The sequence below is a fragment of the Yokenella regensburgei genome (assembly GCF_051486985.1).
Taxonomy (GTDB): domain Bacteria; phylum Pseudomonadota; class Gammaproteobacteria; order Enterobacterales; family Enterobacteriaceae; genus CBFFRJ01.
In genome coordinates this window covers 13,623-38,456 of the sequence record NZ_JAHVDV010000036.1, presented here as the reverse complement: position 1 = coordinate 38,456, position 24,834 = coordinate 13,623, and the positions used below count along the sequence as shown (strand labels likewise).

27 protein-coding genes and 3 tRNA genes are annotated in these 24,834 nt (G+C 50.4%); 6 read left to right on the top strand and 24 right to left on the bottom strand.

The window, feature by feature from the left end:
- Window positions 1-20 precede the first annotated feature (20 nt).
- The 4 genes from araH to KXR87_RS20255 form a co-directional block, all read right to left on the bottom strand.
- Window positions 21-1,001, bottom strand: coding sequence for an L-arabinose ABC transporter permease AraH (gene araH / locus KXR87_RS20270; RefSeq protein WP_437434026.1), 981 nt, complete (start codon window positions 999-1,001; stop codon window positions 21-23).
- A gap of 14 nt (window positions 1,002-1,015) precedes the next feature.
- Complete coding sequence (araG, locus tag KXR87_RS20265) at window positions 1,016-2,530, bottom strand: L-arabinose ABC transporter ATP-binding protein AraG (protein ID WP_437434011.1); 1,515 nt, start codon at window positions 2,528-2,530, stop codon at window positions 1,016-1,018.
- Between the two features lie 72 nt (window positions 2,531-2,602).
- Window positions 2,603-3,592: an arabinose ABC transporter substrate-binding protein gene (locus KXR87_RS20260; protein WP_437434010.1), complete on the bottom strand. Its 990-nt coding sequence runs from the start codon at window positions 3,590-3,592 to the stop codon at window positions 2,603-2,605.
- A gap of 316 nt (window positions 3,593-3,908) precedes the next feature.
- Window positions 3,909-4,466: a DJ-1 family glyoxalase III gene (locus KXR87_RS20255; protein ID WP_437434009.1), complete on the bottom strand. Its 558-nt coding sequence runs from the start codon at window positions 4,464-4,466 to the stop codon at window positions 3,909-3,911.
- Between the two features lie 606 nt (window positions 4,467-5,072).
- On the opposite strand from KXR87_RS20255, the gene KXR87_RS20250 reads away from it, so the two are divergent.
- The gene (locus KXR87_RS20250) at window positions 5,073-6,416 is read left to right on the top strand and encodes an anaerobic C4-dicarboxylate transporter (RefSeq protein ID WP_437434008.1); all 1,344 of its coding nucleotides are present in this window, start codon (window positions 5,073-5,075) and stop codon (window positions 6,414-6,416) included.
- Between the two features lie 91 nt (window positions 6,417-6,507).
- On the opposite strand, the gene azuC is transcribed toward KXR87_RS20250, so the two are convergent.
- Both azuC and KXR87_RS20240 read right to left on the bottom strand, forming a co-directional pair.
- The gene (azuC, locus tag KXR87_RS20245; protein WP_088218881.1) at window positions 6,508-6,591 is read right to left on the bottom strand and encodes a stress response protein AzuC; all 84 of its coding nucleotides are present in this window, start codon (window positions 6,589-6,591) and stop codon (window positions 6,508-6,510) included.
- A gap of 270 nt (window positions 6,592-6,861) precedes the next feature.
- Window positions 6,862-7,500, bottom strand: coding sequence for an RpiB/LacA/LacB family sugar-phosphate isomerase (locus KXR87_RS20240; protein WP_437434007.1), 639 nt, complete (start codon window positions 7,498-7,500; stop codon window positions 6,862-6,864).
- Between the two features lie 366 nt (window positions 7,501-7,866).
- Here KXR87_RS20240 and yecR point away from each other — a divergent pair, with 366 nt between their 5' ends.
- Both yecR and ftnA read left to right on the top strand, forming a co-directional pair.
- On the top strand, window positions 7,867-8,211 hold the full coding sequence (gene yecR, locus KXR87_RS20235; RefSeq protein WP_437434006.1) for a YecR family lipoprotein: 345 nt from the start codon (window positions 7,867-7,869) through the stop codon (window positions 8,209-8,211).
- 212 nt (window positions 8,212-8,423) lie between these two features.
- Window positions 8,424-8,921, top strand: coding sequence for a non-heme ferritin (gene ftnA / locus KXR87_RS20230; protein WP_437434005.1), 498 nt, complete (start codon window positions 8,424-8,426; stop codon window positions 8,919-8,921).
- Window positions 8,922-8,959: 38 nt separating this feature from the next.
- Here ftnA and KXR87_RS20225 read toward each other — a convergent pair whose 3' ends face one another.
- Both KXR87_RS20225 and KXR87_RS20220 read right to left on the bottom strand, forming a co-directional pair.
- Window positions 8,960-9,199, bottom strand: a complete 240-nt coding sequence (locus KXR87_RS20225) for a YecH family metal-binding protein (RefSeq protein ID WP_437434004.1) — start codon at window positions 9,197-9,199, stop codon at window positions 8,960-8,962.
- 65 nt (window positions 9,200-9,264) lie between these two features.
- Window positions 9,265-9,606, bottom strand: coding sequence for a hypothetical protein (locus KXR87_RS20220; protein WP_437434003.1), 342 nt, complete (start codon window positions 9,604-9,606; stop codon window positions 9,265-9,267).
- 237 nt (window positions 9,607-9,843) lie between these two features.
- On the opposite strand from KXR87_RS20220, the gene tyrP reads away from it, so the two are divergent.
- Window positions 9,844-11,055 (top strand): tyrosine transporter TyrP, encoded by a 1,212-nt coding sequence (tyrP, locus tag KXR87_RS20215; RefSeq protein WP_437434025.1) that lies wholly within the window; start codon window positions 9,844-9,846, stop codon window positions 11,053-11,055.
- Between the two features lie 27 nt (window positions 11,056-11,082).
- Here tyrP and KXR87_RS20210 read toward each other — a convergent pair whose 3' ends face one another.
- The 7 genes from KXR87_RS20210 to uvrY form a co-directional block, all read right to left on the bottom strand.
- Window positions 11,083-11,751 (bottom strand): YecA family protein, encoded by a 669-nt coding sequence (locus tag KXR87_RS20210; RefSeq protein WP_437434002.1) that lies wholly within the window; start codon window positions 11,749-11,751, stop codon window positions 11,083-11,085.
- A 135-nt stretch (window positions 11,752-11,886) separates the two neighbouring features.
- A tRNA-Leu gene (locus tag KXR87_RS20205) sits at window positions 11,887-11,973 on the bottom strand.
- 12 nt (window positions 11,974-11,985) lie between these two features.
- Window positions 11,986-12,059, bottom strand: a tRNA-Cys gene (locus KXR87_RS20200).
- A gap of 52 nt (window positions 12,060-12,111) precedes the next feature.
- Window positions 12,112-12,187, bottom strand: a tRNA-Gly gene (locus tag KXR87_RS20195).
- Window positions 12,188-12,336: 149 nt separating this feature from the next.
- Complete coding sequence (gene pgsA / locus KXR87_RS20190) at window positions 12,337-12,885, bottom strand: CDP-diacylglycerol--glycerol-3-phosphate 3-phosphatidyltransferase (protein WP_437434001.1); 549 nt, start codon at window positions 12,883-12,885, stop codon at window positions 12,337-12,339.
- Window positions 12,886-12,941: 56 nt separating this feature from the next.
- Complete coding sequence (gene uvrC / locus KXR87_RS20185; protein ID WP_437434000.1) at window positions 12,942-14,774, bottom strand: excinuclease ABC subunit UvrC; 1,833 nt, start codon at window positions 14,772-14,774, stop codon at window positions 12,942-12,944.
- A complete protein-coding gene (gene uvrY / locus KXR87_RS20180) occupies window positions 14,771-15,424 on the bottom strand; it encodes a UvrY/SirA/GacA family response regulator transcription factor (protein ID WP_437433999.1) in 654 nt (217 codons plus the stop codon). Before uvrY ends, uvrC begins: the two co-directional genes overlap by 4 nt.
- 371 nt (window positions 15,425-15,795) lie before the next feature.
- Here uvrY and KXR87_RS20175 point away from each other — a divergent pair, with 371 nt between their 5' ends.
- Both KXR87_RS20175 and KXR87_RS20170 read left to right on the top strand, forming a co-directional pair.
- Window positions 15,796-15,879, top strand: a complete 84-nt coding sequence (locus KXR87_RS20175) for a hypothetical protein (protein ID WP_437434024.1) — start codon at window positions 15,796-15,798, stop codon at window positions 15,877-15,879.
- Window positions 15,880-15,883: 4 nt separating this feature from the next.
- Window positions 15,884-16,108, top strand: a complete 225-nt coding sequence (locus KXR87_RS20170; RefSeq protein ID WP_437433998.1) for a DUF2594 family protein — start codon at window positions 15,884-15,886, stop codon at window positions 16,106-16,108.
- Between the two features lie 70 nt (window positions 16,109-16,178).
- Here the strand turns inward: KXR87_RS20170 and sdiA are convergent, their stop codons facing one another.
- From sdiA to KXR87_RS20125, 9 genes are all read right to left on the bottom strand, one after another.
- Window positions 16,179-16,901, bottom strand: a complete 723-nt coding sequence (sdiA, locus tag KXR87_RS20165; RefSeq protein ID WP_437434023.1) for a transcriptional regulator SdiA — start codon at window positions 16,899-16,901, stop codon at window positions 16,179-16,181.
- A 288-nt stretch (window positions 16,902-17,189) separates the two neighbouring features.
- On the bottom strand, window positions 17,190-17,942 hold the full coding sequence (tcyN, locus tag KXR87_RS20160) for an L-cystine ABC transporter ATP-binding protein TcyN (protein ID WP_437433997.1): 753 nt from the start codon (window positions 17,940-17,942) through the stop codon (window positions 17,190-17,192).
- Entirely contained in the window at window positions 17,939-18,607 is a 669-nt protein-coding gene (gene tcyL, locus KXR87_RS20155) for a cystine ABC transporter permease (RefSeq protein WP_437433996.1), read from the bottom strand. Before tcyL ends, tcyN begins: the two co-directional genes overlap by 4 nt.
- A gap of 21 nt (window positions 18,608-18,628) precedes the next feature.
- Window positions 18,629-19,615, bottom strand: a complete 987-nt coding sequence (gene dcyD, locus KXR87_RS20150; protein WP_437433995.1) for a D-cysteine desulfhydrase — start codon at window positions 19,613-19,615, stop codon at window positions 18,629-18,631.
- A gap of 95 nt (window positions 19,616-19,710) precedes the next feature.
- A complete protein-coding gene (gene tcyJ, locus KXR87_RS20145; RefSeq protein WP_437433994.1) occupies window positions 19,711-20,511 on the bottom strand; it encodes a cystine ABC transporter substrate-binding protein in 801 nt (266 codons plus the stop codon).
- 84 nt (window positions 20,512-20,595) lie between these two features.
- Window positions 20,596-21,147, bottom strand: coding sequence for a flagella biosynthesis regulatory protein FliZ (gene fliZ, locus KXR87_RS20140; protein WP_437433993.1), 552 nt, complete (start codon window positions 21,145-21,147; stop codon window positions 20,596-20,598).
- A gap of 60 nt (window positions 21,148-21,207) precedes the next feature.
- On the bottom strand, window positions 21,208-21,927 hold the full coding sequence (fliA, locus tag KXR87_RS20135) for an RNA polymerase sigma factor FliA (protein WP_437433992.1): 720 nt from the start codon (window positions 21,925-21,927) through the stop codon (window positions 21,208-21,210).
- A gap of 451 nt (window positions 21,928-22,378) precedes the next feature.
- A complete protein-coding gene (locus KXR87_RS20130; protein ID WP_437433991.1) occupies window positions 22,379-23,455 on the bottom strand; it encodes an FkbM family methyltransferase in 1,077 nt (358 codons plus the stop codon).
- Window positions 23,456-23,550: 95 nt separating this feature from the next.
- Entirely contained in the window at window positions 23,551-24,834 is a 1,284-nt protein-coding gene (locus KXR87_RS20125; RefSeq protein ID WP_437433990.1) for an ATP-grasp domain-containing protein, read from the bottom strand.

Below are 24,834 nucleotides of genomic sequence, written 5' to 3'. Positions count from 1 at the left end.
TGAGGATCTTGTGCGGCGTATCAGACGGTACGTTTCGCTTTTTGTTTGTAACGGTCAAAGATGACGGCGGCAAGCAGGATCAAACCGCGCACCACATACTGGGCAAATGGCGAGATGTTGAGCAGGTTCATGGCGTTTTCTACCGTACCCAGAATCAGGATCCCGGCAATAACATAGGAAATTTTGCCAATGCCCCCTTTCAGCGACACCCCACCCAGCACGCATGCCGAAATGACAATCAACTCATAACCGATTGAGGTCATCGGCTGGCCACTGGTCATACGCGAGGCGAGGATTATCCCGGCTGCCGCAGAAACCAGACCAGAGAGGACGAAAATAATGATTTTGGTGCGTACTACCGGCACACCGGCCAGACGGGCGGCCTCTTCGTTACCACCAATCGCCAGCGTATTACGGCCAAAGGTGGTGCGGTTTAACAGGAAACCAAAGACGATGAGACAGGCAACGGTCAGCCAGATGGGCGCGGGCAATCCTAACCAGTTTGCATAACCCAGCGTAAAGAAGCTCTCGTCCTCAATACCAACCGCTTTACCATCAGAGATGATATAGGCCAGCCCGCGCACGATCTGCATTGTTGCGAGGGTGGTTATCAGGGCGTTGATTTTCAGGCGCGCAATCACGAAGCCGTTGATAAAACCACTGACCACACCCAGCATCAGCCCTGCAAAGACGCCAATCCACAGGCTTTCACTGAGGTTGATGACCACGGCAGTGGTAACGCCGGCACAGGCGATGACCGATGCGACCGACAGATCAAAATCGCCGGAAGCCAGGCAAAATAGCATGCCGCAGGCCACCATGCCGGACATGGAAATGGCGAGCCCCAGCCCTTTCATATTGATAAAGGTGGCAAAATTAGGCACAAAAAGTGCGCAGCCAAGGAACAGCACTGCAAAGACCACCAGCATGCCGAACTGGTCCCAGATACGCCCGAAGGTAAATGGCGACTTTGATGCGCCGGATGAGGTTAAAGATGACATCATATTCTCCTCGCTCAGGCTACGGCCTGGCTGACTTTTGGCATTGCGAGGCTCAGTGCTCGCTGTTCATCTGCCTGACCATGAAGCAGTTCCCCGGCGATCTCGCCTTCGCGCATCACAATGATGCGGTCAGCCACGCCAAGCACTTCAGGCAGGTCACTGGAAGCAAACAACACCGCGACACCACGGGCTGCCAGCGCATAAATCACATTATAAATTTCATGTTTTGCCCCTACGTCGATACCGCGTGTCGGTTCGTCGAGCAGGATGACCTTCATCTCTTCCGAGAGCCAGCGACCCAGAATGGCTTTCTGCTGATTGCCCCCCGACAGGTTCATGATGAGCTGGTCAGCGCTGGGGGTTTTAATATTGAGGGCGTTAATATGGTGCTGTGCGTTTTGTGACTCCCACCCATCATTTATCAGGCACCCGGCGCGTAAATATTTACGCCGTGCGCTGATGTTGATGTTTTCCCGTACCGAGTGAACAGGAATAATTCCATCTGCTTTCCGGTCTTCCGGGCAGAGCATCATCCCGGCGCTGATGGCATGGGCCGGTTTTTGAATGTTGACCGTTTGACCATCAATGAAAACCTGCCCGTCAGTGATCCGGGTACCGCCAAACAGACCTTTCATGAGTTCGCTGCGACCTGCGCCCACCAGACCAAACAGGCCGACTATCTCCCCGCTGCGTACCGTCAGGCTGACAGGGGCGCGCACGCCAGGGGCTTTCACCTGATCCAGACGCAGACGTTCGTCGCCATAATCACGCGGGCTCCAGCCATAAATATCACCCAGCTCTCTGCCGACCATCGCCTGCACCAGTGAGTCATGGTTAACCTGCTGCATATTCGTAAAGGTGCGCACGTAACGGCCATCTTTAAATACCGTGATGGCATCGCTGAGGGCAAAAATCTCTTCCATACGATGCGAGACATAAAGGATCACGCGTCCTTCTTTACGCAGTTCGCGGATCACGCGGAACAGGTTGTCGATTTCACGCGCCGAGAGCGAGCTTGTGGGTTCATCAAACGCAATAATTTTGGCATTACGTGCCAGCGCTTTGGCAATCTCCACCATCTGCCACTGACCGATGGAGAGATATTTCAGCGGCGTTTGCGGGTCGATATCGAGGCCCAGGTGCTTAAGCTGAAGTCCGGCTTCATAGTTAAGCAGTGAGCGGTTTACGAAGCCGCTTTTATGCGGAAGCTGGCCGAGATAGATGTTCTCGGCGACCGTCATTTCGGGTACCAGGTGTAGCTCCTGGTAAATAATCGCCACCCCTGCGTTCAGTGCGGCAGTCGTGTCACTAAAGCTCACGTCCTGCCCTTTGATAGCCAGCGTGCCTGTGGTTGGCGCATAGTTCCCGCTGAGGACTTTTAACAGGGTCGATTTACCGGCACCGTTTTCCCCCATCAGGGCATGTACTTGCCCTGCATGGCAATCAAAGCTGATGTCACTTAACGCCTTAACGCCGGGAAAGGTTTTACCTATGCCGCGAAAGGAGAGATAAGGAGTAGAGTCTTGCATAACGTCTCCGTGAATCAATTCAGTGCACTTCTGGCCCTCCCTCGGTTGAGGGAGGGCGCAATCATCTGACTGTTACTGCACGCCTAACCCTTTCTTCGCCAGCTCTTCTTTAAAGTTATCGCGGGTGATCAGCACCACGTCGGTAACCGCGGTGAATTTAGGCGGCTCAACACCTTTGGTGACCCAGTTGTAGAGCAGTTCACTGGTTTTATAGCCATGTACGTCCGGGCTTGGCAGCAGTGAACCGTAGAAGCCGGTTGCCTGAGCTTTGGACAGTTCGCTCACCGCATCCACGCCGTTAATGCCAATGCCTATCACGTTCGGTGCCTTGAAGCCCTGCCCTTCCGTTGCGCGCACGCCGCCAAGGACGGTGCTGTCATTCATACCCACCACCAGCCAGTGTTTCACTTCCGGGTGTTGAACAAGCAGAGAGTTACCGGCATCGAAGGCGCCAGGGATATCGTTGGATTTAGTCGGGACCTGGTAAATCTGTTTTTCCGGGAAGCCAGCGGCTTTCAGCGCATCCATTGAGCCGGTAGTACGGCGGCGCGCGGTATCAAGTTCATTTGCGGTAATCGCCATTACCGCGGTTTCCTTGATATCCCAGCCCCGTTTCTGCATCTCTTTATAGAGCTCCTGCCCCTGACGCGCACCAATTTCACTGGCAGCCATCATCACCAGCGGAACGCTGGTCATTGGCTGACCCTTGGCGTTAACAAACTGGTCATCCACCGCGATGACTTTCATGTCATAGCCTCTGGCTTTGGCGACAATTGCTGCCCCCAGTTTCGGGTCAGGCGTACAGATAACAAACCCCTTCGCGCCGCTCGCCGCCAGGCTGTCGATCGCGTTCAGCGTTTTTTCGCCATCAGGTACGGCAATCTTAATAACTTCAAAACCAAGATCTTTCCCCGCTTTATCAGCGAATTTCCACTCGGTCTGGAACCAGGGTTCTTCCGGTTGTTTTACCAGAAAACCCAGTTTCATCGATTCAGCGATAGCGGATTGTGACATAACGGCAGCCAGACCAATGGCTGCTAACGCTTTAGTGAATTTGTGCATGGTTATCTCCAGCTTTGGCATTCTTTTATGTAGGGGAAAACAACTACTGGTTAATTTAAAAGTTCATAAAACAAGGCATTAGGGTCCGCACTTCCCTGGACACCTTTGCTGGCAGTAGTTTTAGCGGGAAATTGATTCTCCATAGGAGAGCAATATCACACCGCAGAATTACAGTAATTACGTACATAAATTCAGCGGTTTTAGACATAAAAAATGGGGTATTTGTCAGACAATTAGGAAGGGGGTCAGCAGATTAATCCATAGCATCAGCCAGCTTATCCTTGTCCCCGAAGACAGGGCGTCTTCGGGGTCAGACTTACCAGGGGTAATAAATGTGATCCGCATGGTCGTGGACCGGTGCTTCATCACCCAACAGGCGGGCGGCCAGCGTAAAGGCAAAATCAAAGGCATGACCAAGCCCTTTACCGCTGAGGAGGTTGCCATCCTCCACGACCGGTGCGTCAAGGTATTCGCCTCCGCTCACCGTTTCCCAGAGGTCGCCGGAACAGACATAGCGCCGCCCGTTAAGTAACCCATTTGCGCCCAACACCCGGGCTGCCGCTGAACAGATAGGACAGATAAGCTTGCCCAGCGCATCATGGGCGCGAACAAAGGCAATCACCTCCTTGCTGGCCCCCAGGTTCATACTGCCCTGCGGGCCACCGGGAAGGACCACGGCGTCGTAGCGCTCGTCGCTGCGCTCGATCAGCGTAGCGTCGGCGACCATCGGAATATTGTGATAGCTGACGACTGCCCTGGACTCCGCGCAGGCCAGCGTTTCAACATCAATATTCAGCCGACGCAGAATATCAATGGTAATGATGGCTTCTGCCTCCTCAAAACCCGGCGCTATCAGTACTGCCACTTTTTTCATGTGTGCATTCCTTACCAATACAATGAAAGATTGTTTATTTTTACTCAAAACAACGTTTCAAAATATTGAATAAGTCACATAACCATTAACCGCTTTCGCTTTCGCTGGTGCAGGGCAGGACTCTGGCCAGGCCTGGATGTCAGAGCAACTCCGGCTATTCATTACGAAAATATTTCGCCCATCAATAGTTATCTGCCCGCCCTGTTGCTGGCGCACAGGCGTGCTTTAGAGCCGTTCGTCACAATGCTGGCGAAAAGCTGTGGTGAAAAGCGCACAACCGAAGGGGTGATGCCTGTTACTTTTTTCTGTTCGCCCGCTGTCTGAAGGACACCTAATGAAGCCTGCGTTCATTATTAGGCTAAAGGGTGCCTGCTTCGCCTCAAGTTATTGAGTTGCTGAATGGCAGGCATCTTTTCAGGCCGCCGATGGGGTCGGCTGATGCTTCTGTAAGGGTTAATTTTTACTAAATCATGAAATTTATGTTAATAAAAAGTTTATAAGTTATTGCTTTTATTAAATTTTGCCAAATTGGATCTGGCTCTCATTGAATGGCATTACAAAATGTAATGATTTAGCAGGTTTATCCATTCAAAGACAAGGTGAGTCATGATTACCATCGAGTTCATTATTATAATTCTTTGCTTATTACTGGGGACGCGTTACGGCGGGATGGGGCTGGGGTTAATCAGTGGTATTGGCCTCTTTATTCTGAGTTTTGTCTTTGGTCTTGAGCCTGGCAAGCCTCCCGTGGATGTCATGCTGACCATCCTTGCGGTCATTGGCTGTGCGGCAACGCTGCAAACGGCGGGTGGGCTGAATGTCATGATGCAGTTTGCCGAAAAATTGCTGCGTCGACATCCTCAACATATTACGTTACTCGCCCCCTTTACCACATGGATGCTCACCTTTCTTTGCGGCACCGGACACGTGGTTTACACCATGTTTCCGATTATCGCAGACATCGCACTGAAGAAAAATATCCGTCCTGAACGCCCTATGGCGGTGGCTTCGATTGCGTCACAGATGGCAATCACTGCCTCGCCCGTTTCCGTGGCGGTGGTCTCCCTGGTCTCTATTCTTGCTGCCCAGCATGGTATTGGCCACGCATGGAGCATCCTGGAGATCCTGGCCGTTTCGGTTCCTGCATCATTATTTGGCGTTGCGATGGCGGCATTATGGAGTTTGCGGCGCGGAAAAGATCTCGCCGATGACCCTGAATTTCAGGAGAAGCTTAAAGATCCCAAGCAGCGTGAGTTTATCTATGGTGCCAGCGAAACGCTCATGAACCAGCGTTTTCCAAAAGAAGCCTACTGGTCAACCTGGATATTCTTTACCGGTATTCTGGTCGTGGTCTTACTTGGCGCCCTGCCTGATCTACGTCCGGCATTTGAGGTGAAAGGCAAACTCTCGCCACTGTCGATGAACCTTGTCATTCAGATGATGATGCTGATTGCAGGTGCCGTTATGCTGGTGGTCTGCAAAGTAAACGCGTCGGCGGTCTCCAGTGGTGCGGTCTTCAAAGCAGGCATGGTCGCGATTTTTTCGGTGTTTGGCGTGGCATGGATGAGTGATACCTTTTTCCAGGCGCACCTTAATGAACTGAAAATGGCCCTTGAAGGCGTGGTGAAAAGTCATCCGTGGACCTACGCCATTGTGCTGTTTCTGGTTTCCAAACTGGTAAACAGCCAGGCTGCTGCGCTCACGGCGGTCGCGCCGATGGGGCTGATGCTCGGTGTGGAGCCCAAAATGCTGCTGGCTTTCTTTCCCGCCTCGTATGGCTATTTTGTCCTGCCCACTTACCCAAGCGATCTGGCATGCATCGGCTTTGACCGCTCCGGGACCACGCGAATTGGTAAATTTATCATCAACCACAGTTTCATTCTGCCGGGACTGATTGGTGTCAGTTGCGCCTGTGTGGCCAGCTACCTGCTGGTTTCTGTTTTGTTTTAACAAAAAGCGGCGCGAAATGCGCCGCTTTCCAGGGGCCCGTCTGCACTGCAAACGGGCATAAAAAAACCTGCCTACGCAGGTTTTTTTATTATCAGAACATAGCACCAGGGGGTACGTCTTTGAAAGTTTTGCAGTAGGTTTCAAAAATGCTTTTCAGGATTTTGCGCAATTTCATGGTTTGCTCCGGCGATTTGTTATGCAGGTGTTATCAGTTGATGTGCACATAATATGACCTTCATCACAAAACGCAAGTTTTTCGTGATAGAAATCACGTTTTAAAAATCAGAAAAAAGCATTTCTTTAGGAAAAAACCATTATTTTCATTGAGATAAAAGAATAAAAAAAATTTATATTTTTAAACTTTTTTTGGCGGGCAGGCGCAGAGGCGGGACAAAAATTTAACATTTGCAGCAAAGGGGGCCGGTTTTCACCGACCCTCTGACTGTCAGGCAAGGATTTCACGCACGAAGGCTTCGATCTCTTTATCCTGGCAATTCTCAAAGAAACACTCCTGGAAGCGCGGGCCTGATACGGCAGTTTTAACCAGTTCAGGATCGATGGCACGCAGAGTATCGAGATAGTTCTCTTTTACGACAGCGGCTTTAACCTGGTTGAGGAGCCCCGCATTACGTACCTGCGGCTCTTTACGCTCCGGCGGGTAACCTTCGCCTTTCGTGCCGGTGAAGGCTTTTTCAAAAATAAAACGTACGTTCAGTTCAGCGCCCCAGCCAAAACCTTTAGCAAAAGGTAGAGCCAGCGCGTTGCCATTGTTGATCTGGGCAAAAAGGAAGGCGTCAGCCGGATCTATACAGTAACCGCAGACCACACCCGGATGAATATTAAGAGACATTAATGCCCCCTGCCCTGTACCACAACCGGTGACAACAAAATCTACCGCTTTGGCATTCAGCAGAATGCTGGCCATAATACCGAGGTGGATATAGGTCAGATGATGGTCATTTTCATCACTCATTCCGACGTTGAAGACCGGGAAGCCTTTTTCACCGGCAACGGCCTGAAGCTCGTTTAAAATGATGGCGTTTTTACCCGCCTGGCTGTTTTCCATCATCAGTGCAATTTTCATGTTCATCTCCAGATTAACGCGTTCGCTAGCTAATCTAACAACCTTACTACCTGCCAAACATACTTTCAAATTTAATGAAAAAAGGTTTTAAAAAATTAAAGTGCCTTCACATTTTTTACAGTGAGGGGACCTCTGCAAAGCAAAAGGAAGGAGGGTTTTACAATGCATCAACGAAGCGCAGGCAGCAGTCGTGGCGCGGATACTTTCCGCCAGCACGCTACCAGACAGGCGCTCAGTGTTGGCCGCCTCGCTGGGTGAACTTTCTCGTTGCGCATAAACAGGGCTGTTACGCGGTTTATTCCGGCGATTGCGGCAGCGCCTCCCGTGTAAGATGTCACGATGCCCATCAAGAAACAGAGCGATTTCATGAACAAATTAGTTGTTGCCGCCGCGTTATTACTGCTTACCGGGTGCACCATTACAAAAGAGCCCAAAGTCAGCAGCGTCGACACCACCAGTGGTATCGTGCGGCTCAATTTCAGTGAAGCGATGATGCAGTCAGCGCGCTATGACAGCTATACCACGCAAGGAACAGCCAACAAACAGTGCCAGCAGATGGGCTACGCCACCGCAGTTGCCTATGGCCAGCCTGTTTCCACCTGCAGCGTTTACAGTGGTTCTGTCTGCATGAATACTACCGTGACGCTTCAGTACCAGTGTCGTGGAGTGGCCTTTAATCAAACCGGTGTCGCCGGCACGCCCGCCTGGTAGTTCCCCGCGCCAGTGTGAATGTGCTGGCGCGTTGGGTTATTTCTAAAATAAAGAATAATTATCATTTACTCCGCTATTAATAATGCAATGCGTTTTATTCCCATTCTCATTGTTAATAAATGAATTTTTTATTTTACCTTTTGCAAATAATTAAATAACAAATTATAGTGGCCGCACTTCACGACCTTTAATTTATTTCCCGGAGCGCTTTAATGTTAAAAGCTGGAATGATTGAAAAACTTAATGAGCAAATGAATCTGGAACTTTTCTCATCTTTGCTTTATCAACAGATGAGCGCCTGGTGCAGCTTTAATAGTTTTGAAGGTGCCGCCGCATTTCTGCGTCGCCATGCGCAGGAAGAGATGACGCACATGCAGCGCCTCTTTGATTATCTGGCTGATACCGGCAGTCTGCCGCGCATCAGCACTATTACAAGCCCGGTGGCGGAGTACGGTTCGCTGGATGAATTGTTCCGTGCGACTTATGAACATGAGCAGTTAATCACCCAGAAAATTAACGAACTTGCCCATGTTGCCATGACCTCTCAGGATTATCCGACCTTCAATTTCCTGCAATGGTATGTAGCGGAGCAGCATGAAGAAGAGAAACTCTTCAAATCCGTTATTGATAAATTAACGCTTGCCGGTAAAAGCGGTGAAGGCCTTTATTTCATCGATAAAGAGCTGTCGACACTCGACACGGCTAATTAATAAAGTGCGCGGTAATGTCATTTCATTACCGCACTATTTTAATGGTTGCAGATTTTACTGATGTGCGTTGAAAACCCGGTTTCGGCCGGAATAAATTTCCCCCGCAACGCCAGAAATGCCACAAGCTCAGCCGCCGTCATGTCAGACGCTGAACAGGTATAAAAACGCGCCTCGTTACCAAAACGCGCGAGAATGGCCGCCACCAGACTCTTCTCTGTATAAGGCTCAACTGAATCGAGCATCATGTTAAGCACCTCATGACCGTGTACAGATGTCATCACTCCTCCTTTAAAAAAAGCATGATAGTCACATCACTCACCGCCCTTATTGCGCTACGACAGATTTACATGCACCCGGCGCAACTCGTGCAGCGCCAGTCATGACGGTTAACGGCCTGATAGAAAAACCGGTAATTTTCACTTTCCATCGGAATGGAGTGTTCATAAAAGAGGTCGGTAAGCCAGTCTACATTGGCAATGATCCACTCATCCTCCTGCAAACCCTGAGCGAAGGTCTCATCTTCAGGATCGATAATGGAATAGATGGCCCATGTGCCCATATCTTTTTCGCTGCGGGATTCAGGCAGCGTAATCGCTTGTCCCTGCCAGCTCAACAGCCAGCTCCCATGACAGAGTAAATTACCGGCACGGGTCCACTTGGCGGTAAATGGATTCTCCTCAGCCATATCTCCCCTTGTACAAATTATCAGAAATTTTAGCTCCTGATTTTCTCGCAGATACCGGAGAGTTATGCATCAGGCAACGTCACGGATCCTGCCAGGCAAATGACTAAGGCAGTGGCGCTCGGCAAGCTGCAAAGTAATGTTTACAGCAGGCGTAAGGCTGGTTTGACGGCGCGACTGTTTTCACATACTCTGCGCCGCATCCTGATGTTGCAGGGCGTTGAATTTGTCGAGGAATGTGTGAAAAATCGAACACTTGGTAGTGTTTTTATCGTGGCAGGGACCACCATTGGCGCGGGGATGCTGGCCATGCCGCTGGCAGCGGCTGGCGTGGGTTTTGGCGTAACGCTGGTTTTACTGTTCCTGTTATGGGCGGTGATGTGTTATACCGCACTGTTACTGCTGGAAGTGTATCAGCATGTGCCAGCAGACACCGGGTTGGGGTCTATTGCACGTCATTACCTGGGGCGCTACGGTCAGTGGCTCACCGGGTTTAGCATGATGTTTTTAATGTATGCCCTGACGGCGGCTTACATGAGCGGCGCTGGCGAACTGCTCGCTTCCAGCCTGAGTGACTGGACGGGCATTTCAGTGTCGCCCGTAACCGGCGTGCTGCTGTTTACGCTGGTTGCCGGTGGCGTGGTCTGCATCGGCACATCGCTGGTTGATCTCTTTAACCGGTTTTTATTCAGTGCCAAAATCATTTTCCTGCTGGTGATGCTGGCATTACTGGTACCTCATGTTCATCATGCGAATCTGCTTACGCTGCCGCTGGAAAAAGGGCTGGCGCTGTCTGCTATTCCGGTTATCTTCACGTCGTTCGGTTTCCACGGCAGCGTACCAAGTATCGTAAGCTACATGAATGGCAATATTCGTAAACTGCGCTGGGTATTTATCACCGGCAGTGCGATCCCGCTTATTGCTTATATTTTCTGGCAACTGGCGACCCTGGGCAGTATTGATTCCTCAACGTTTGCAGGCCTTCTGGCGCAACATGCCGGGCTTAATGGACTGTTACAGGCGCTGCGCGAAGTCGTTGCCTCTGCGCATGTTGAACTTGCGGTACATCTCTTTGCCGATCTTGCGCTGGCAACCTCGTTCCTCGGGGTTTCACTGGGGTTGTTTGATTATCTTGCTGACCTGTTCAAGCGCCGCAACAACGTATCAGGGCGCCTGCAATCCGGGCTGGTTACCTTCCTGCCACCTCTGGCTTTCGCCCTCTTTTACCCGCGTGGTTTTGTAATGGCGTTGGGGTATGCAGGCGTAGCCCTCGCGATACTGGCGCTTTTACTGCCTGCGTTGCTGGTGTGGAAAAGTCGTGATGCGCACCCCGAGGCCCCTTATCGTGTTGCCGGTGGCAGGCTCGCATTGTGTGCCATCATTGCCTGCGGGATCGGTATTATTCTGGTGCAGTTTGCTATCGTCGCCGGGATCCTTCCTGAGGTCGGATAAAAAAAGGGCCCTGGCGGGCCCTTTCTTTTAATGTAAGCAGCAGCTTTTAAACTTCCTGCCACTACCACACGGGCAAGGATCGTTACGGCCCACTTTTATACCATTCACGACCGGCTGCTGAACAACCGGCTGTTGCGGATTGGCTGACCAGTAATCATAAAGGCGCAACGCAGCAGGACGTATGGCATCAATGCTTTGACTGAACGTCTCTTCGTCCATTTCATCGAGGCGGGCAAAATTCTCCTCCGAGCCATGCAGGGCAATCGCATCCAGATCGGGTTGCAGCGCGTCGGGCAGTGCGGACCAGTCGGTTAACGCCACGCCACGCATATAGCCAAAACACCACTCCTCAACCACCGTGAAGTGACGGCCTTCAACTTCGTTCTCACCGAATACAGGCTCAAACTGGTCTGGATAGTCGCTCAGTCGTTCGGCAATATCATTCATATGCTGGAAGCAGAGATTGATAAAGCGATCCATCTCGCGCTCGTTTTTCCAGCGAGGGATATTCTTTTCGCCGCCCCAGATAGCGACCAGCCAGCGGTCAGGCTCTACAACAACGGGGCCGGACAAAACAGCGGTCAGCAGTCCATCGAGCTCGGCGACGTCAAGAATGGTGTCATCGCCATGAGCGTAAGAGATCAAGGTCTCTTCCAGCCACTGCAATTCGTTTTCGTTTAATGGGCCCTGGGCCATATGAGGAGCTCCTGAGGGAGAGGAAGATTTACGGGAAGTCACGGAAGGGTAACACAACTACCGCAAATACAAAAAAACCACCCGAAGGTGGTTTTACGACACTGCTTATTGCTTTGATTATTCTTGTCTTTCCCATGGTACCCGGAGCGGGACTTGAACCCGCACAGCGCGAACGCCGAGGGATTTTAAATCCCTTGTGTCTACCGATTCCACCATCCGGGCTCGGGAAGAAAGTGGAGGCGCGTTCCGGAGTCGAACCGGACTAGACGGATTTGCAATCCGCTACATAACCGCTTTGCTAACGCGCCAGATTCTTCAGGCTTTTAAGCCAACACCCGCAAACTGCCGGTGCATATAAACTGGAGCGGGAAACGAGACTCGAACTCGCGACCCCGACCTTGGCAAGGTCGTGCTCTACCAACTGAGCTATTCCCGCAATATCAAGTTGTGTTGCAATCACTTGATTTTGTTATCTTCTGGAAGCCTGCGCTGCCGTCTGATGCGATGCATTCTACTTACCTGGCGCACTGAGTCAACGTTATTTTTCAAAACCCGAATCGTTTGCTGAAAATTAACGCGATGCGATCACTGATCGAGCAGATCGCCGCGTGCAGCGTTCAAATATTGCAGCATTGACCACAGCGTCAGAACCGCAGCAACCAGGAAAAGCGCAATACCAGCCCACTCAACCCACTCATTGGGACGCCAGAGCATCCACGTCAACGCGGCCATCTGCGCCGTTGTTTTAACTTTGCCGACCCACGACACGGCTACGCTGTTACGTTTACCCAGTTCAGCCATCCATTCACGCAGCGCGGAGATAATGATTTCACGCGCGATCATGGTGGCGGCAGGCAAGGTCACCCACCAGCTATGGTAATGCTCAGCGACCATCACCATAGCAATGGCTACCAGCACTTTATCGGCAACCGGGTCGAGAAAGGCGCCAAACCGCGTGCTTTGATTCCAGCGACGCGCCAGAAAACCGTCAAACCAGTCAGTTACCGCTGCCACAAGGAAAATCAGCGCTGAGGCAAAAGGTGCCCAGGGAAAAGGCAGATAAAACGCCAGCACAAAAAATGGAATCAGGATGACGCGGAACAGGGTGAGCAACGTAGGGATATTAAATTGCATAATGACGGTAACTGTCTGTTGTTAGTAAATTTTGACCCTATGTTGCTACAGAGCCCTTAATGTTTCAACGAGTAGAAGATCTTTTCTGCCAGGCCTTGCGAGATGCCCGGCACTTTTGCAATTTCTTCAACGCTCGCGTTTACCAGTCCTTGCAGACCGCCCATGTATTTTAGCAGCATCTGGCGGCGCTTCGGCCCGACGCCTTCGATGGTTTCCAGGCTACTGGTATTCTTCACTTTTGCCCGTTTTTTACGGTGACCGCTAATCGCATGATCGTGGGATTCATCACGAATATGCTGAATGACATGCAGCGCAGGCGAATCCGGCGGCAGGCTGAATCCCTCCCCTTCCGGTTCAAAAAAGAGCGTTTCCAGGCCCGCTTTGCGATCCACACCTTTTGCCACACCGAGCAATAGCGGGTGATGTTTATCCCAGGGAACATCGAGTTCCGCAAAGACGGCTTTTGCCTGCCCGAGCTGTCCTTTACCACCATCAATGAGGATGACATCCGGGATTTTGCTCTCTTCAATGGCTTTACCATAGCGCCGACGCAGTACCTGGTTCATTGCCGCGTAATCATCGCCCGGGGTAATACCGGTAATATTGTACCGGCGGTACTCCGCTCGCAGTGGGCCGTTTGCATCAAACACCACACAGGAAGCGACGGTCTGTTCACCCATGGTATGGCTGATATCAAAACACTCCATACGTCTGACTTCAGGCATTTTCAACAGCGCAGCCAGGGCTGTGAGTCGCTGGCTGACGGTAGATTGCTGCGCCAGTTTAGTACTAAGCGCAATGGCCGCATTGGTACGCGCCAGTTTTAGATAACGGGCACGATCGCCGCGCGGTTTCGTCTGCACATTAACCTTACGACCGGCCAGTTCTGAGAGTGAATCAGCAAGCAGCGTTTTGTCGCTGAGGTTGAAGTCGAGCAAAATTTCCCCAGGCAGGGTGCGCATTTGACTGCCCTGCAGATAAAATTGCCCGACAAAGGTCTCGACCACCTCGCCAAGCTCCGTACCGCCGGGTACTTTCGGGAAATAACTGCGGCTTCCCAGCACTTTACCCTGGCGGATAAAGAGCACATGAACGCACGCCATCCCCGCGTCGAATGAGACACCAATGACGTCAAGATCGTCGCCCGTATTGGAAACAAACTGTTTTTCCGTTACGCGGCGCACGGCCTGAATTTGATCGCGAATCCGCGCCGCTTCTTCAAACTCCAGTGACTGGCTCGCTTTTTCCATTCTGGCGATAAGTTGCGTTAAAACTTGATCGTCCTTGCCGGACAGGAAAAGCCGAACATACTCGACCTGCTGCGCATACTCCTCTTCGCTCACCAGTCCCGCGACACAAGGTCCCAGGCAGCGGCCAATCTGATATTGCAGGCAGGGACGTGAACGGTTGCGGTAAACGCTGTTTTCACACTGACGGACGGGAAAGATTTTTTGCAACAGGGCCAGCGTTTCGCGTACGGCGTAACCGTTAGGAAACGGACCGAAATACTCCCCTTTAGCGTGCTTTGCTCCACGGTGCATGGCAAGCCGGGGGTGGGTATCCGCGCTCAGGAAGATGAAAGGATAAGATTTATCATCGCGCAGCAGCACGTTATAACGTGGCTGGTAAAGCTTAATGTAGTTATGCTCAAGCAGCAGGGCTTCTGTCTCGGTGTGGGTGACCGTAACATCAATTTGCTGGATTTGCGCCACCAGCGCTTCGGTTTTTCGCGAAGCGAGATTACTACGAAAATAGCTGGAAAGACGCTTTTTGAGATCTTTGGCTTTGCCTACATAGATCACAGTTCCGCCGGCGTCATACATTCTGTAAACACCGGGGTTGCTGGTTACGGTCTTAAGAAAGGCTTTGGAATCGAAAACTTCATTCACTGACTTGCTAACGTCTCCGCATTGCACAGACCATGGCGAATTGCCAGGTGGGTCAGTTCTACATCACCGTGGATGTTCAATTTACTGAACATACGATAGCGATAACTGTTCACCGTTTTTGGGCTGAGGTTCAGTTGCTCAGAGATCTCATTGACCTTCTGACCTTTAGTGATCATCAGCATAATCTGCAATTCCCGTTCCGACAAACTTTCAAACGGGGAGTCCGCTTCAGGCTCAATCTGACTGAGTGCCATTTGCTGGGCAATATCCGAGGCGATATAGCGTTGACCCGCATGGACAGAACGAATAGCGTTTACCACTTCCTGTGGGGCCGCACCTTTACTGAGATAGCCCGCCGCACCCGCCTGCATAACTTTTGTTGGAAGAGGATTTTCAGTATGAATGGTCAGCATGATGACTTTCGTGTCGACGTTTAATCGCACAATTTTACGTGTCGCTTCGAGGCCACCAATACCCGGCATGTTCATATCCATCAGTACGACATCGACGGAATTGCTTCGGCACCATTTTACGGCATCCTCACCGCAACACGCTTCGCCAGAAACTTTTATGCCCTTAATGTCTTCAAGAATGCGTCGTATCCCTGCGCGCACAAGTTCGTGGTCATCAACAAGAAGTACGTTGATCAAAGGAATATCTCCAGAAGAGGGATGACGCTGCTGCAAACTAATTGGCTCATAGTAACGGTTTTTAACCAGGTAATGAAAGGTAAATAGTGCCGTGCGCCGAATTTAGCTTCCGTTTTTGGAAAATAACCTGTACATGGTGTGGAAACGTCCCGCATAAATCTGTGATGGGCCGCGCGATTAGAAAGCGTGAAGCAGAAACTTACTGGCAGCGCTGCGCTTATCCTGATGAAAAATATAAATGGAAGTTGTAACAATAATTAACCGATGCGACACCTCGTTAAAACATATATTTGCTAAGCACTATTCGTTTTTGAATAACGGTAATAGGTTTAATTTAATAAACCCACCCCAATGCGATCAAAAAATAACCGCTGCTGATTTTTGCAAAGCATGTGGTATACTCCGCCGCTTTGACATTCTATGTCACGCAAAGACACTGTAACTTAACGAGGTAATTAAATGAGCACCCCTGATTTCACCACTGCTGATAATAGCCAGGAACTGGCTCAGGAAGTCTCTTGCCTGAAAGCAATGGTCACGCTGATGTTGCAGGCGATGGGACAGGCTGATGCGGGCCGGGTGATCCTTAAAATGGAAAAACAGATCGCTGGTCTGGAAGATGCCTCTCAGGCAGCTGTGTTCTCAAACACCGTTAAGCAGATTAAACAGGCCTACCGTCAGTAAGCGAATCCGGCTGGTGGCGTTTTATCGCTGGCAGCCGGCTTTCGTCTGACACGCAGAACGGCATGGATGCTCAAATCATGCCGGTTGCAGCGGCATAACAGGCAATCTGGGTTTTGTTCGGTGCATTAAACTTCTTCTGCATATTCTTCTGATGGAAATTCACAGTATTCTCAGAAATCGATAAGATAATCGCAATTTCCGCAGAGGTTTTCCCTTCTGCCGTCCATCTCAGGATCTCTTTTTCGCGTTTACTGAACTTCATTTCAGGCGCCATAACCATCTCATCCCCCAGCCGCACAAGGGCCAGCAGACTCACCTGAACGAGCAGTTGTAGACGCAGTTCGAGATCTTCACCCTCACGGGTTTTACCCAACAGACTGGTGCGAGAGACGGATAAGAAACCCAGCGCATGATTAGGCAACATCAGACACTGCGTCACGCCCTTTCGCAGACCGTGGTCGCGGGCAGCATCCCACAATACTGGTGCATCATGGAATAATTTATCATCCCAGGGTAAATGGCCGTGTAAGAAATTCTCCGCCTTTAGTACGGGATCGATGCCGAAATAGTTCTCCGCCTGATAATGCGACATCCAGACATCAGGATAAGATGATTCAACGTTGATTTTAGGGCGCGTAAAAGGTACCGGATGTCGGACACACAGTGAAAAATAATCATATTCCAGGGCCTGCGTCTGACGCTTAAGCTCGGAATAAACGTCCTCTGTACTTGTCATCTCCTGAAAACGTAGCAACACATCCCTGCGCCACGCAAAAAAGTCATTCTCCCACATCTGACGGATATCACCCTTGCCATTAATAATCATTATTATGAATACATTAAATTAACACATAAAACTTTTTTATAAGTGTAAAAAAACATAGAGAGGGCAAATTAGTTGGCCGCGGAAGGCAGCTAATAGTGGTAAAACGCAAAAGCGTTCGATTAAAGGCGTAATGGGGCTGTATACCCACAAATATATCCATAACGGATGTGCCGGTAATAAACGCACCGGCGGCAGTTTGCTTTAAGAAGGTTTATTTTCAGGTTCAGAAAGGCGGCGCTTCTGAACCTGAACACATTACTGCATCAGAAATTTTTCCAGAAACTGACGGGTACGCGGCTGCTGGGGATTGGTAAACAGCGACCTGGCAGGCCCCTGCTCCACAATCCGCCCTTGATCCATAAAGATGGCTCTGTCTGCGACATCGCGCGCAAAACTCATCTCATGGGTGACAATAACCATTGTGCGTTTTTCCTGAGCCAGCTGGCGAATGGTGTTTAGCACTTCGCCCACCAGTTCGGGATCGAGCGCTGAGGTCGGTTCATCAAACAGGATTACCTCCGGACGCATCGCCAGCGCACGCGCAATAGCGACACGCTGCTGCTGCCCCCCGGATAAACGCCGAGGATAACTGGTCTCTTTGCCACTCAGCCCCACTTTCGCCAACAGTTCACGGGCGCGGGTGGCAGCCTCCTCCCTGGCCTCGCCTTTTACAATCACCGGCCCCTCGATAATGTTTTCCAGCACGGTGCGATGGGGAAAGAGATTAAAACTCTGGAAAACGAAACCGACATGCTGACGAAGCTGGCGAATTTGCCCCTTTTGCTGGCTCAATGCCCGCCCGGTATCAATGGTTATCTCCCCCACCCGGATAGTGCCGTTTTCCGGCTGCTCCAGAAGATTAATGCTGCGCAGGAGCGTGGTTTTGCCAGAGCCGCTTGGCCCGATAATCGCCACCACCTCCCCTTCTTCTACCTCAAGATCGATACCGTGCAGCACCGTCTGACCATGAAACTTTTTCACCAGATTCTTAACTTCGATGGCACTCATTTGGGATCGCGCTCCTGACGGTTAAGCTGATTTTCAAAGTAATTCTGTAACGCAGAAAGCACGGTCGCCAGCACCCAGTAGATCAGCGAGGCGGCAAGGTACATGGTGAAGACCTCCAGCGTGCGCGAGGTGATCAGCTGCGCCTGACGGAACAGTTCCGGCACCTGGATAGTGGCGGCAAGAGAAGTATCTTTTACGAGGCTAATGAAACTGTTGCTAAGTGGCGGCAAGGCCACGCGCGCTGCCTGCGGTAAAATGGCACGTCGTAAGGTCTGCCAGGGCGTCATACCGATACTGGCTGCCGCTTCCCATTGCCCCTTATCGATGGACGAAATTGCTGCCCGAAGCGTTTCAGAGGTATAGGCCGCCGTGTTGAGCGACAGCCCAATCATCGCCGCCGGGATCGGGTCGAGCTCAATTCCAAACTGGGGCAAACCGTAGTAGATCATAAAAAGTTGCGCGATAAGCGGTGTGCCGCGAAAAATCGAGATATAAACGCGCGCCAGCCAGCGAACCGGCCAGACCGGAGACATTCGCATCAGCGCCAGCACAAATCCCAGCAACAGGCCAAAAATCATGCCCCCGATGCTCAGCTGGAGGGTAAATACGGCCCCTTTCAGCAGAAACGGCGCGGAGTCCAGAATCAGTTGTAAGCTTTCTTGCATGATGGTTGCTACGCCTTGCAATTAAACATGGGGATGGTAAGCGAAAAGTGCCGGTGCGCCGCCGGTATGCACAAACAGAATCGGTCCTTCATCTTTGAACCGTTTCTGGCTGATACCATCGATAAGTCCTGCCATTGCTTTACCGGTATAGACCGGGTCGAGCAAAATCCCTTCCAGTCGCGCCAGCAGTTTTACCGCTTCACTGCCTTCGTCATTAGGTGCGCCGTAACCAGGCGCAAAATAGTCATCCCATAAAAGGATATCAGCCTTCGCATCCACCTCAAGAGCGTTTGCCACCGCCTGCTGTAGCGCTATGACTTTCGGTTTCTGCTCTGCCACACTGCGCGATACGGTCACCCCGATCAACTCGACATCCGGTAAAAGATGCTCCAGCCCCACCGCAAGCCCGGCATGGGTTCCCGCACTCCCTGAAGCGACCACAACCGAAGAGAGACCGACTGCCCCTTCACATTGCCCGGCGATTTCGAGCGCACTTTCAACATAACCCAGTGCGCCCAGTGCGTTCGATCCCCCGACCGGAATCACATAGGGACGATAACCCTGGGCTTCAATACGGGTGGCGAGATCTTCAAGCTGACGCACCGGATCGGTCAGCGCCTCACACATCTCAATTTGGGTATTAAACAGATCCAGCAGCAGGCGATTACCGTTGGTGAGGTAATTTTCGGCGCGGGTGCCAAGAGGATTTTCCAGTAACGCGACGCAGTTCAGCCCGAGTTTTGCTGCTACGGCCGCCGTCTGACGCACATGGTTTGACTGAATCGCCCCTGCGGTTATCAGGGTATCAGCACCTTCACGCAGCGCATCTGCTGCGAGGAATTCAAGTTTACGCAGCTTATTGCCGCCCATTGCCATCGGGGTGACGTCATCACGCTTGATAAAAATATCGCGCCCCAGGTAATCAGAAAAACGGGGCAGATATTCCAGCGGTGTGGGTGCGCCGATAAGTTCCAGTCGCGGAAAGCGGGTCAGGTTATGCAAGGACATGGATCCTCCGGTTACAGGTTTTTTTTAATTATGCACGCATACCGCGCGTAAATAAAAAAGGCGCTAGATTTAGCGCCTTTTGCAAGCCCCGACGCTTATTTTGTCACGTCAGCGCCAAACCATTTTTCAGACAGCGCTTTCAGGGTGCCATCTTTCTGCATATCCGCCATTGCTGCATCAATAGCTTTTAGCAAGTCATCGTTATCTTTGCGCAGCGCAACACCCGCTTCCTGACGGGAGAAAGCCTCCCCGGCAACGGCCAGCGTATCTTTGGTTTTCTTCACCAGATCCAGCGCCGCCAGACGGTCAACCAGGATGGCATCGATACGGCCGACGCGCAGATCCTGGTATTTGGTCGGATCGTCATCGTAAGTACGAATGTCAACGCCCTGTACGTTCTTGCGCAGCCACTCTTCGTAGTTGGTTCCCAGGCCAACACCGACTTTTTTACCTTTTAAATCCGCTGAAGATTTTATGCCGCTTTCATTGCCTTTTTTCACCAGCGCCTGAATACCGGATACCGTATAAGGCGTGGAGAAATCATATTTTTTCTTGCGTTCATCGGAGATAGAAACCTGGTTAATCACCACATCGATGCGTTTTGAATCCAGAGAGGCCAGCATGCCATCCCATTTCGTGGGCTTCAGATCCGCTTTCACGCCGAGATGCTGCGCCAGCGCCTGCGCGAACTCCACCTCGAAGCCGGTGAGTTTGCCGTCATCGCCCTGGAAACTGAACGGCGGGTAGGTGCCTTCGAGCCCAACCAACAACGTTCCGCGCTCTTTAACCTTAGCGAGCAGATTTTCCGCCGCGAAGGTTTTCACGCTCATGCCCGCGACCAGCGCAACCGCCATCGCGCCCAGTAATGCCTGACGTCCCAGAAGTGCAAGTTTCATAGTGACCCCGAATGAGATAATTTTTCACAGGGTAAGGCGCTTGTCATAAAGTACAAGCACCCTTCCGTTACATGTTATTCATTTTTAATATATATCAGATCTTGCGCCGACCGCGATTTTTTGCACCACGTTAAAATGCGCCTGTGCTTTAAACTGTGCGTATTTACGCAGTGCGATGCGGTAATTATTGGTGCTGGTGGCGGGCAACCAGGGTTCAAGATTTTCATCCGGGAACCCTTCATCCAGAAGATGGCGGGAGATATTCAGGTCAGTGAGGTGATTACCCAGACGGCGCAGGCGGACAACGTACTCACGCACGGTGCCGTGGCTCATCTCAGTTTGATCAAAGAGGAATTGCTTAAAACCGATGATGTCGAAAAAATCGCTCTGTTCTTTGCAGTGAAGATCGCCACAGAAGCGACAGAGTGCAACCCACTCCTTTTGCTCCTGTTGCCAGGCGGCTTCGTCCAGCAAACTGTCGAGGCGTGAAATCGCAATTTTGTTCACAATTTCCCCCCGACGCACCWGGGTGATGCGGTCGAGGAGCTTGTGACAATGTGCACAATGCGTTTGGCTGTGTTTAAAGTCTTTAAGGTAGCGGCTTAGTGGCCGTCTTTTAGGTTGCTGCACCGTCATGATAACTCCTGGTTGTCAATGCGTTGTGCGGCATTACCAGGGGCTGTCAGACAACCGACCCTATAACTTACCCAGCTTGGTACGTAAGCGTTTAATAGCCTGACTATGGAGCTGACTTACCCGTGACTCACCGACCTCCAGAACCGCGCCAATCTCCTTGAGATTAAGCTCTTCCTGGTAATAAAGGGTCAGAACCAGTTGTTCACGTTCCGGCAAGGATTCAATAGCTTCCATGACGCGGTGACGCAAATTACTTTCCAGTAACTGGAATAACGGGTTTTCCTGTTTATGATCGTCAGTCACAAGCTCAATACTGTCGCCATGCTCTTCTCGCCATTCGTCATAGGAGAAAAGTTGACTGTTGTTCGTATCAAGCAGCATCTGACGGTACTCTTCAACAGGGATACCAAGACGCTGCGCCACTTCGGTTTCCGTTGCGTTTCGTCCCAGCTCTTGTTCAAGTTGCCCCATCGCCTGTGCCACTTCGCGGGCATTACGCCGGACACTGCGCGGCACCCAATCACGGCTGCGCAATTCATCCAGCATGGCCCCACGAATGCGCTGCACTGCGTAAGTGGTAAATGCCGTTCCTTGCAGAGCGTCGTATCGGTCAACTGCATTCAGTAACCCGATTCCGCCCGCCTGTAGCAGATCGTCCAGTTCCACACTCGCCGGCAGACGCACCTGCAGGCGCAATGCTTCGTGACGCACCAGCGGAACATAACGCTGCCACAGCGAGTGTTTATCCATTACACCTTCAGCGGTATACAGTGAATTCACGATAAACAGCCCTGCGTTAGTTTAAGTTATCGGCATGATTATCCGATTCTGTAGGGGTTTTAATCGGATGAATAGTGGGTGAAATGGGCGTTATTTGCGGTAATAAAAAAGAAGTGTGCACTGAATCGCGTTATTGAGGCAATCGGGCTTGCTTTACATGGCGGTGCTTTACACAGCCTGGCGAAAAGGTGAATAGCAAAAAATGAGACGCCAGGGCTAACCGGCTTAATTTTATCAGATTCTTAACAATACAGGCACCCATATGCCCCAGTGAAGGCAGGAAGGCTTCTGAGAAGGGATTAGCTGCTCGGCATTTAAAATCAGCGATACCGACGCGATGCGTTAAAACAGCAAACCTGGTGAACGTTGCGCAACAATTCTCCGTGTCACACACTGCTTCGTTAGCATAATTAAAAAGGCATCGAAAACGATGCCTTTTTGCTGTACCTGACTATCCATTATGTTTTTCAGGGATGAAATAATAGACTGTTTCCAGCACACCTTCAGTGTAATGACGCATGTAAAGCTTATAATCTGAGCGGAAGGAGAAAATCAGCTCGGGGAGCTTCCAGAAATCGTCCACAAGGTGATACGCGCAGATTGCCAGTACCGGATGATCGTTCAGAATATGTTCACGCGAGCCTTCCAGTGCCGCATATTCATGACCTTCAATATCCATTTTTATAAATGAAATTTTCTCATTAACCAGGTTATCTAACGTATTAATTTTGACCTCTATATCGCCCTGCTCGTCAACATGCGACCAGCTTCCCGAAGAGGTAAATTTTAATACCCCGGCACAATTTGAAGCACCATACTCATGAAAATGAATATGATCCAGCGCCTCTACTCTGCTCCGAATAACTGCCATCTGCTTTGGTTCTGGCTCAAACAGATGGACACTACGATAACCAGGATAGCGACGAATGAATTCAAGAGTAGTACTACCATCATAGCTTCCGACGTCTGCAAAAACGGCATTAGTAGAATCAATGTTAATAAAAGACTCAAAGTAGCTTTCTTCGGGCCTGAAAGTAAAATACTCCATAGTTTCAAGATGTTCATTCAACCGAAAATCAACCAGACGTGAGAAAGTTTCTTTTGAAGTTTCATCAGCGAGGTGATTGAAGACATAATCATACTTATCGCGATTTTGCTGATAATCCGAACGAAACTCTGCATTAGCGACAAGTGAATGCTCTTTCAGTGGCAAACCGGAATAATGCTTAAAACTATAATAATCAATATTACCGATTTCCTTTCCCGCCAGTAACCGACTGACAGTGACAGGCCTGCCATCGACGATAGATGAAACGACAATAGCTTTAGCTGGGACTGACGCCAATTTAATTATCGGAACACCATTAAAGGTAGATTCCGTAGTGAAATCATCAATAATACCATCAGGCTTGATATATTCGATGATATCTTTAGCATAAGGTGTCCGACCAAAAATATATCGAGGCACTCTGCCCTTGATGAATTCATCACACAACTGGCGAAGTGCCTCACCGCGTTCAATTGTCATAGCGACCTCAAAAATAATTCATTTATTAATTAGCAATGGATACTGGAATGTGCAGATTACATTTTGCATATTATGCAGCAGTGCACCGTAAAAAATTAGCATAGTAATAAATTTACTGCATCAACATCCAGAACAAGACACTTTGTTTTTTCAAATACGTCTTTTCTTTCAATAAAGTAATTATCGATAAATATCGAATCTGGCTTAATATAGTTGGCCTTACTCTCTTTATCTTGCACATGATAGATTTCATCGAACACGGCGGGAGAAATCCTGACCTTTTCAAGAGTTTGATGGACATCATATTCGTGGCGCGTGATCAGGTAGACCTTCTTACCGTCAGCAATAGCCTGGTAAATAAAGCTGATTACACCAGGCACAACGAAACCGTTAATAATGAGAGTGTCATCGAGATCAACATACACGTTTTTGTAGTCGCGATTGACTCGCGCTTTGGTGCTGATGCATCGGTCTATCAAGGTGATATCGTGATTCGGCATAGCCGCAACATCCCTTCCCATAAAGTCATGGATAGCCATCAGTGGCAGGTTCACTCCCCGGGCACGCTGGAATATCATTGTGCCGCTGATGCGACAGGAGATCTCTAATAATTTCCATTTCCCATCTGCGTTCGCTTTTAACTGGAAAAACCAGGGTCCACGCAATGGTATGCGCTTACATATCGTCAGTGCAATATCACGGAGTTCATCGGTAAGTTCAACGGACTGCGAGCGCATCGTGATACCGGCGCGTACGCGCTCACGGGTTCGCGGTCCAATCCAGATGACCTCCCCCTTACGGTTGGTAAAACAGTCTACGGTTAACTCACCGCCAGGAAGATATTCCACCAGCACAGGCAGGGTAGTGTTTTTATAAACTTGCCAGGCTTGTTTCAGATTATCAACACGCGTAACGCCCTGACCCCCTTGTCCTAAATCAGGTTTAATAATTGCCGGCCATGCCGTTACGGCATCCGGGTCGGCATACCCCTCAGGCACCCACGTGCAATCGTTAAAAAGAGCATACGTTTCGCTTTTTTTACGGGCTATACGGGTCGCCTGTTCGTTACCGTTAACCAGGAAAAACCCCATCCCCTCGGCCAGTGGGGCCAGCGCCTCGGCGACGGTATCATGAGTGGCAAACACAACATCAATATTGTGCTGTTTAATGATGTCGAAAAAAACATCGTTAAACCGCGCGTCCATAATATTCGGAATATCAGACAGATATTGCGGAAAAGTGAATCTGCCATGATCTTCAACGCTTGATGCGCCAATGATATTGACGTGCAGGGAATAACGCAGCGACTGATATATTTCATTCGCATTCTCAGCGCCACAGGGAAAGACGAGGACATTAATTTTTTTAGTTGTTGCCAT

Coding starts and splice junctions, on each gene's coding strand:
- yecR (WP_437434006.1), top strand. CDS start 7,867: ATGAACAAATTAGTTGTTGCCGCCGCGTTATTACTGCTTACCGGGTGC.
- KXR87_RS20130 (WP_437433991.1), bottom strand. CDS start 23,455: ATGACAATTGAACGCGGTGAGGCACTTCGCCAGTTGTGTGATGAATTC.
- KXR87_RS20225 (WP_437434004.1), bottom strand. CDS start 9,199: ATGACATCTGTACACGGTCATGAGGTGCTTAACATGATGCTCGATTCA.
- tcyJ (WP_437433994.1), bottom strand. CDS start 20,511: ATGAAACTTGCACTTCTGGGACGTCAGGCATTACTGGGCGCGATGGCG.
- KXR87_RS20220 (WP_437434003.1), bottom strand. CDS start 9,606: ATGGCTGAGGAGAATCCATTTACCGCCAAGTGGACCCGTGCCGGTAAT.
- sdiA (WP_437434023.1), bottom strand. CDS start 16,901: ATGTGGGAGAATGACTTTTTTGCGTGGCGCAGGGATGTGTTGCTACGT.
- azuC (WP_088218881.1), bottom strand. CDS start 6,591: ATGAAATTGCGCAAAATCCTGAAAAGCATTTTTGAAACCTACTGCAAA.
- araG (WP_437434011.1), bottom strand. CDS start 2,530: ATGCAAGACTCTACTCCTTATCTCTCCTTTCGCGGCATAGGTAAAACC.
- KXR87_RS20250 (WP_437434008.1), top strand. CDS start 5,073: ATGATTACCATCGAGTTCATTATTATAATTCTTTGCTTATTACTGGGG.
- KXR87_RS20260 (WP_437434010.1), bottom strand. CDS start 3,592: ATGCACAAATTCACTAAAGCGTTAGCAGCCATTGGTCTGGCTGCCGTT.
- dcyD (WP_437433995.1), bottom strand. CDS start 19,615: ATGTCCTTGCATAACCTGACCCGCTTTCCGCGACTGGAACTTATCGGC.
- KXR87_RS20210 (WP_437434002.1), bottom strand. CDS start 11,751: ATGGCCCAGGGCCCATTAAACGAAAACGAATTGCAGTGGCTGGAAGAG.
- KXR87_RS20170 (WP_437433998.1), top strand. CDS start 15,884: ATGAGCACCCCTGATTTCACCACTGCTGATAATAGCCAGGAACTGGCT.
- ftnA (WP_437434005.1), top strand. CDS start 8,424: ATGTTAAAAGCTGGAATGATTGAAAAACTTAATGAGCAAATGAATCTG.
- KXR87_RS20125 (WP_437433990.1), bottom strand. CDS start 24,834: ATGGCAACAACTAAAAAAATTAATGTCCTCGTCTTTCCCTGTGGCGCT.
- tcyN (WP_437433997.1), bottom strand. CDS start 17,942: ATGAGTGCCATCGAAGTTAAGAATCTGGTGAAAAAGTTTCATGGTCAG.
- pgsA (WP_437434001.1), bottom strand. CDS start 12,885: ATGCAATTTAATATCCCTACGTTGCTCACCCTGTTCCGCGTCATCCTG.
- araH (WP_437434026.1), bottom strand. CDS start 1,001: ATGTCATCTTTAACCTCATCCGGCGCATCAAAGTCGCCATTTACCTTC.
- KXR87_RS20240 (WP_437434007.1), bottom strand. CDS start 7,500: ATGAAAATTGCACTGATGATGGAAAACAGCCAGGCGGGTAAAAACGCC.
- tcyL (WP_437433996.1), bottom strand. CDS start 18,607: ATGCAAGAAAGCTTACAACTGATTCTGGACTCCGCGCCGTTTCTGCTG.
- KXR87_RS20255 (WP_437434009.1), bottom strand. CDS start 4,466: ATGAAAAAAGTGGCAGTACTGATAGCGCCGGGTTTTGAGGAGGCAGAA.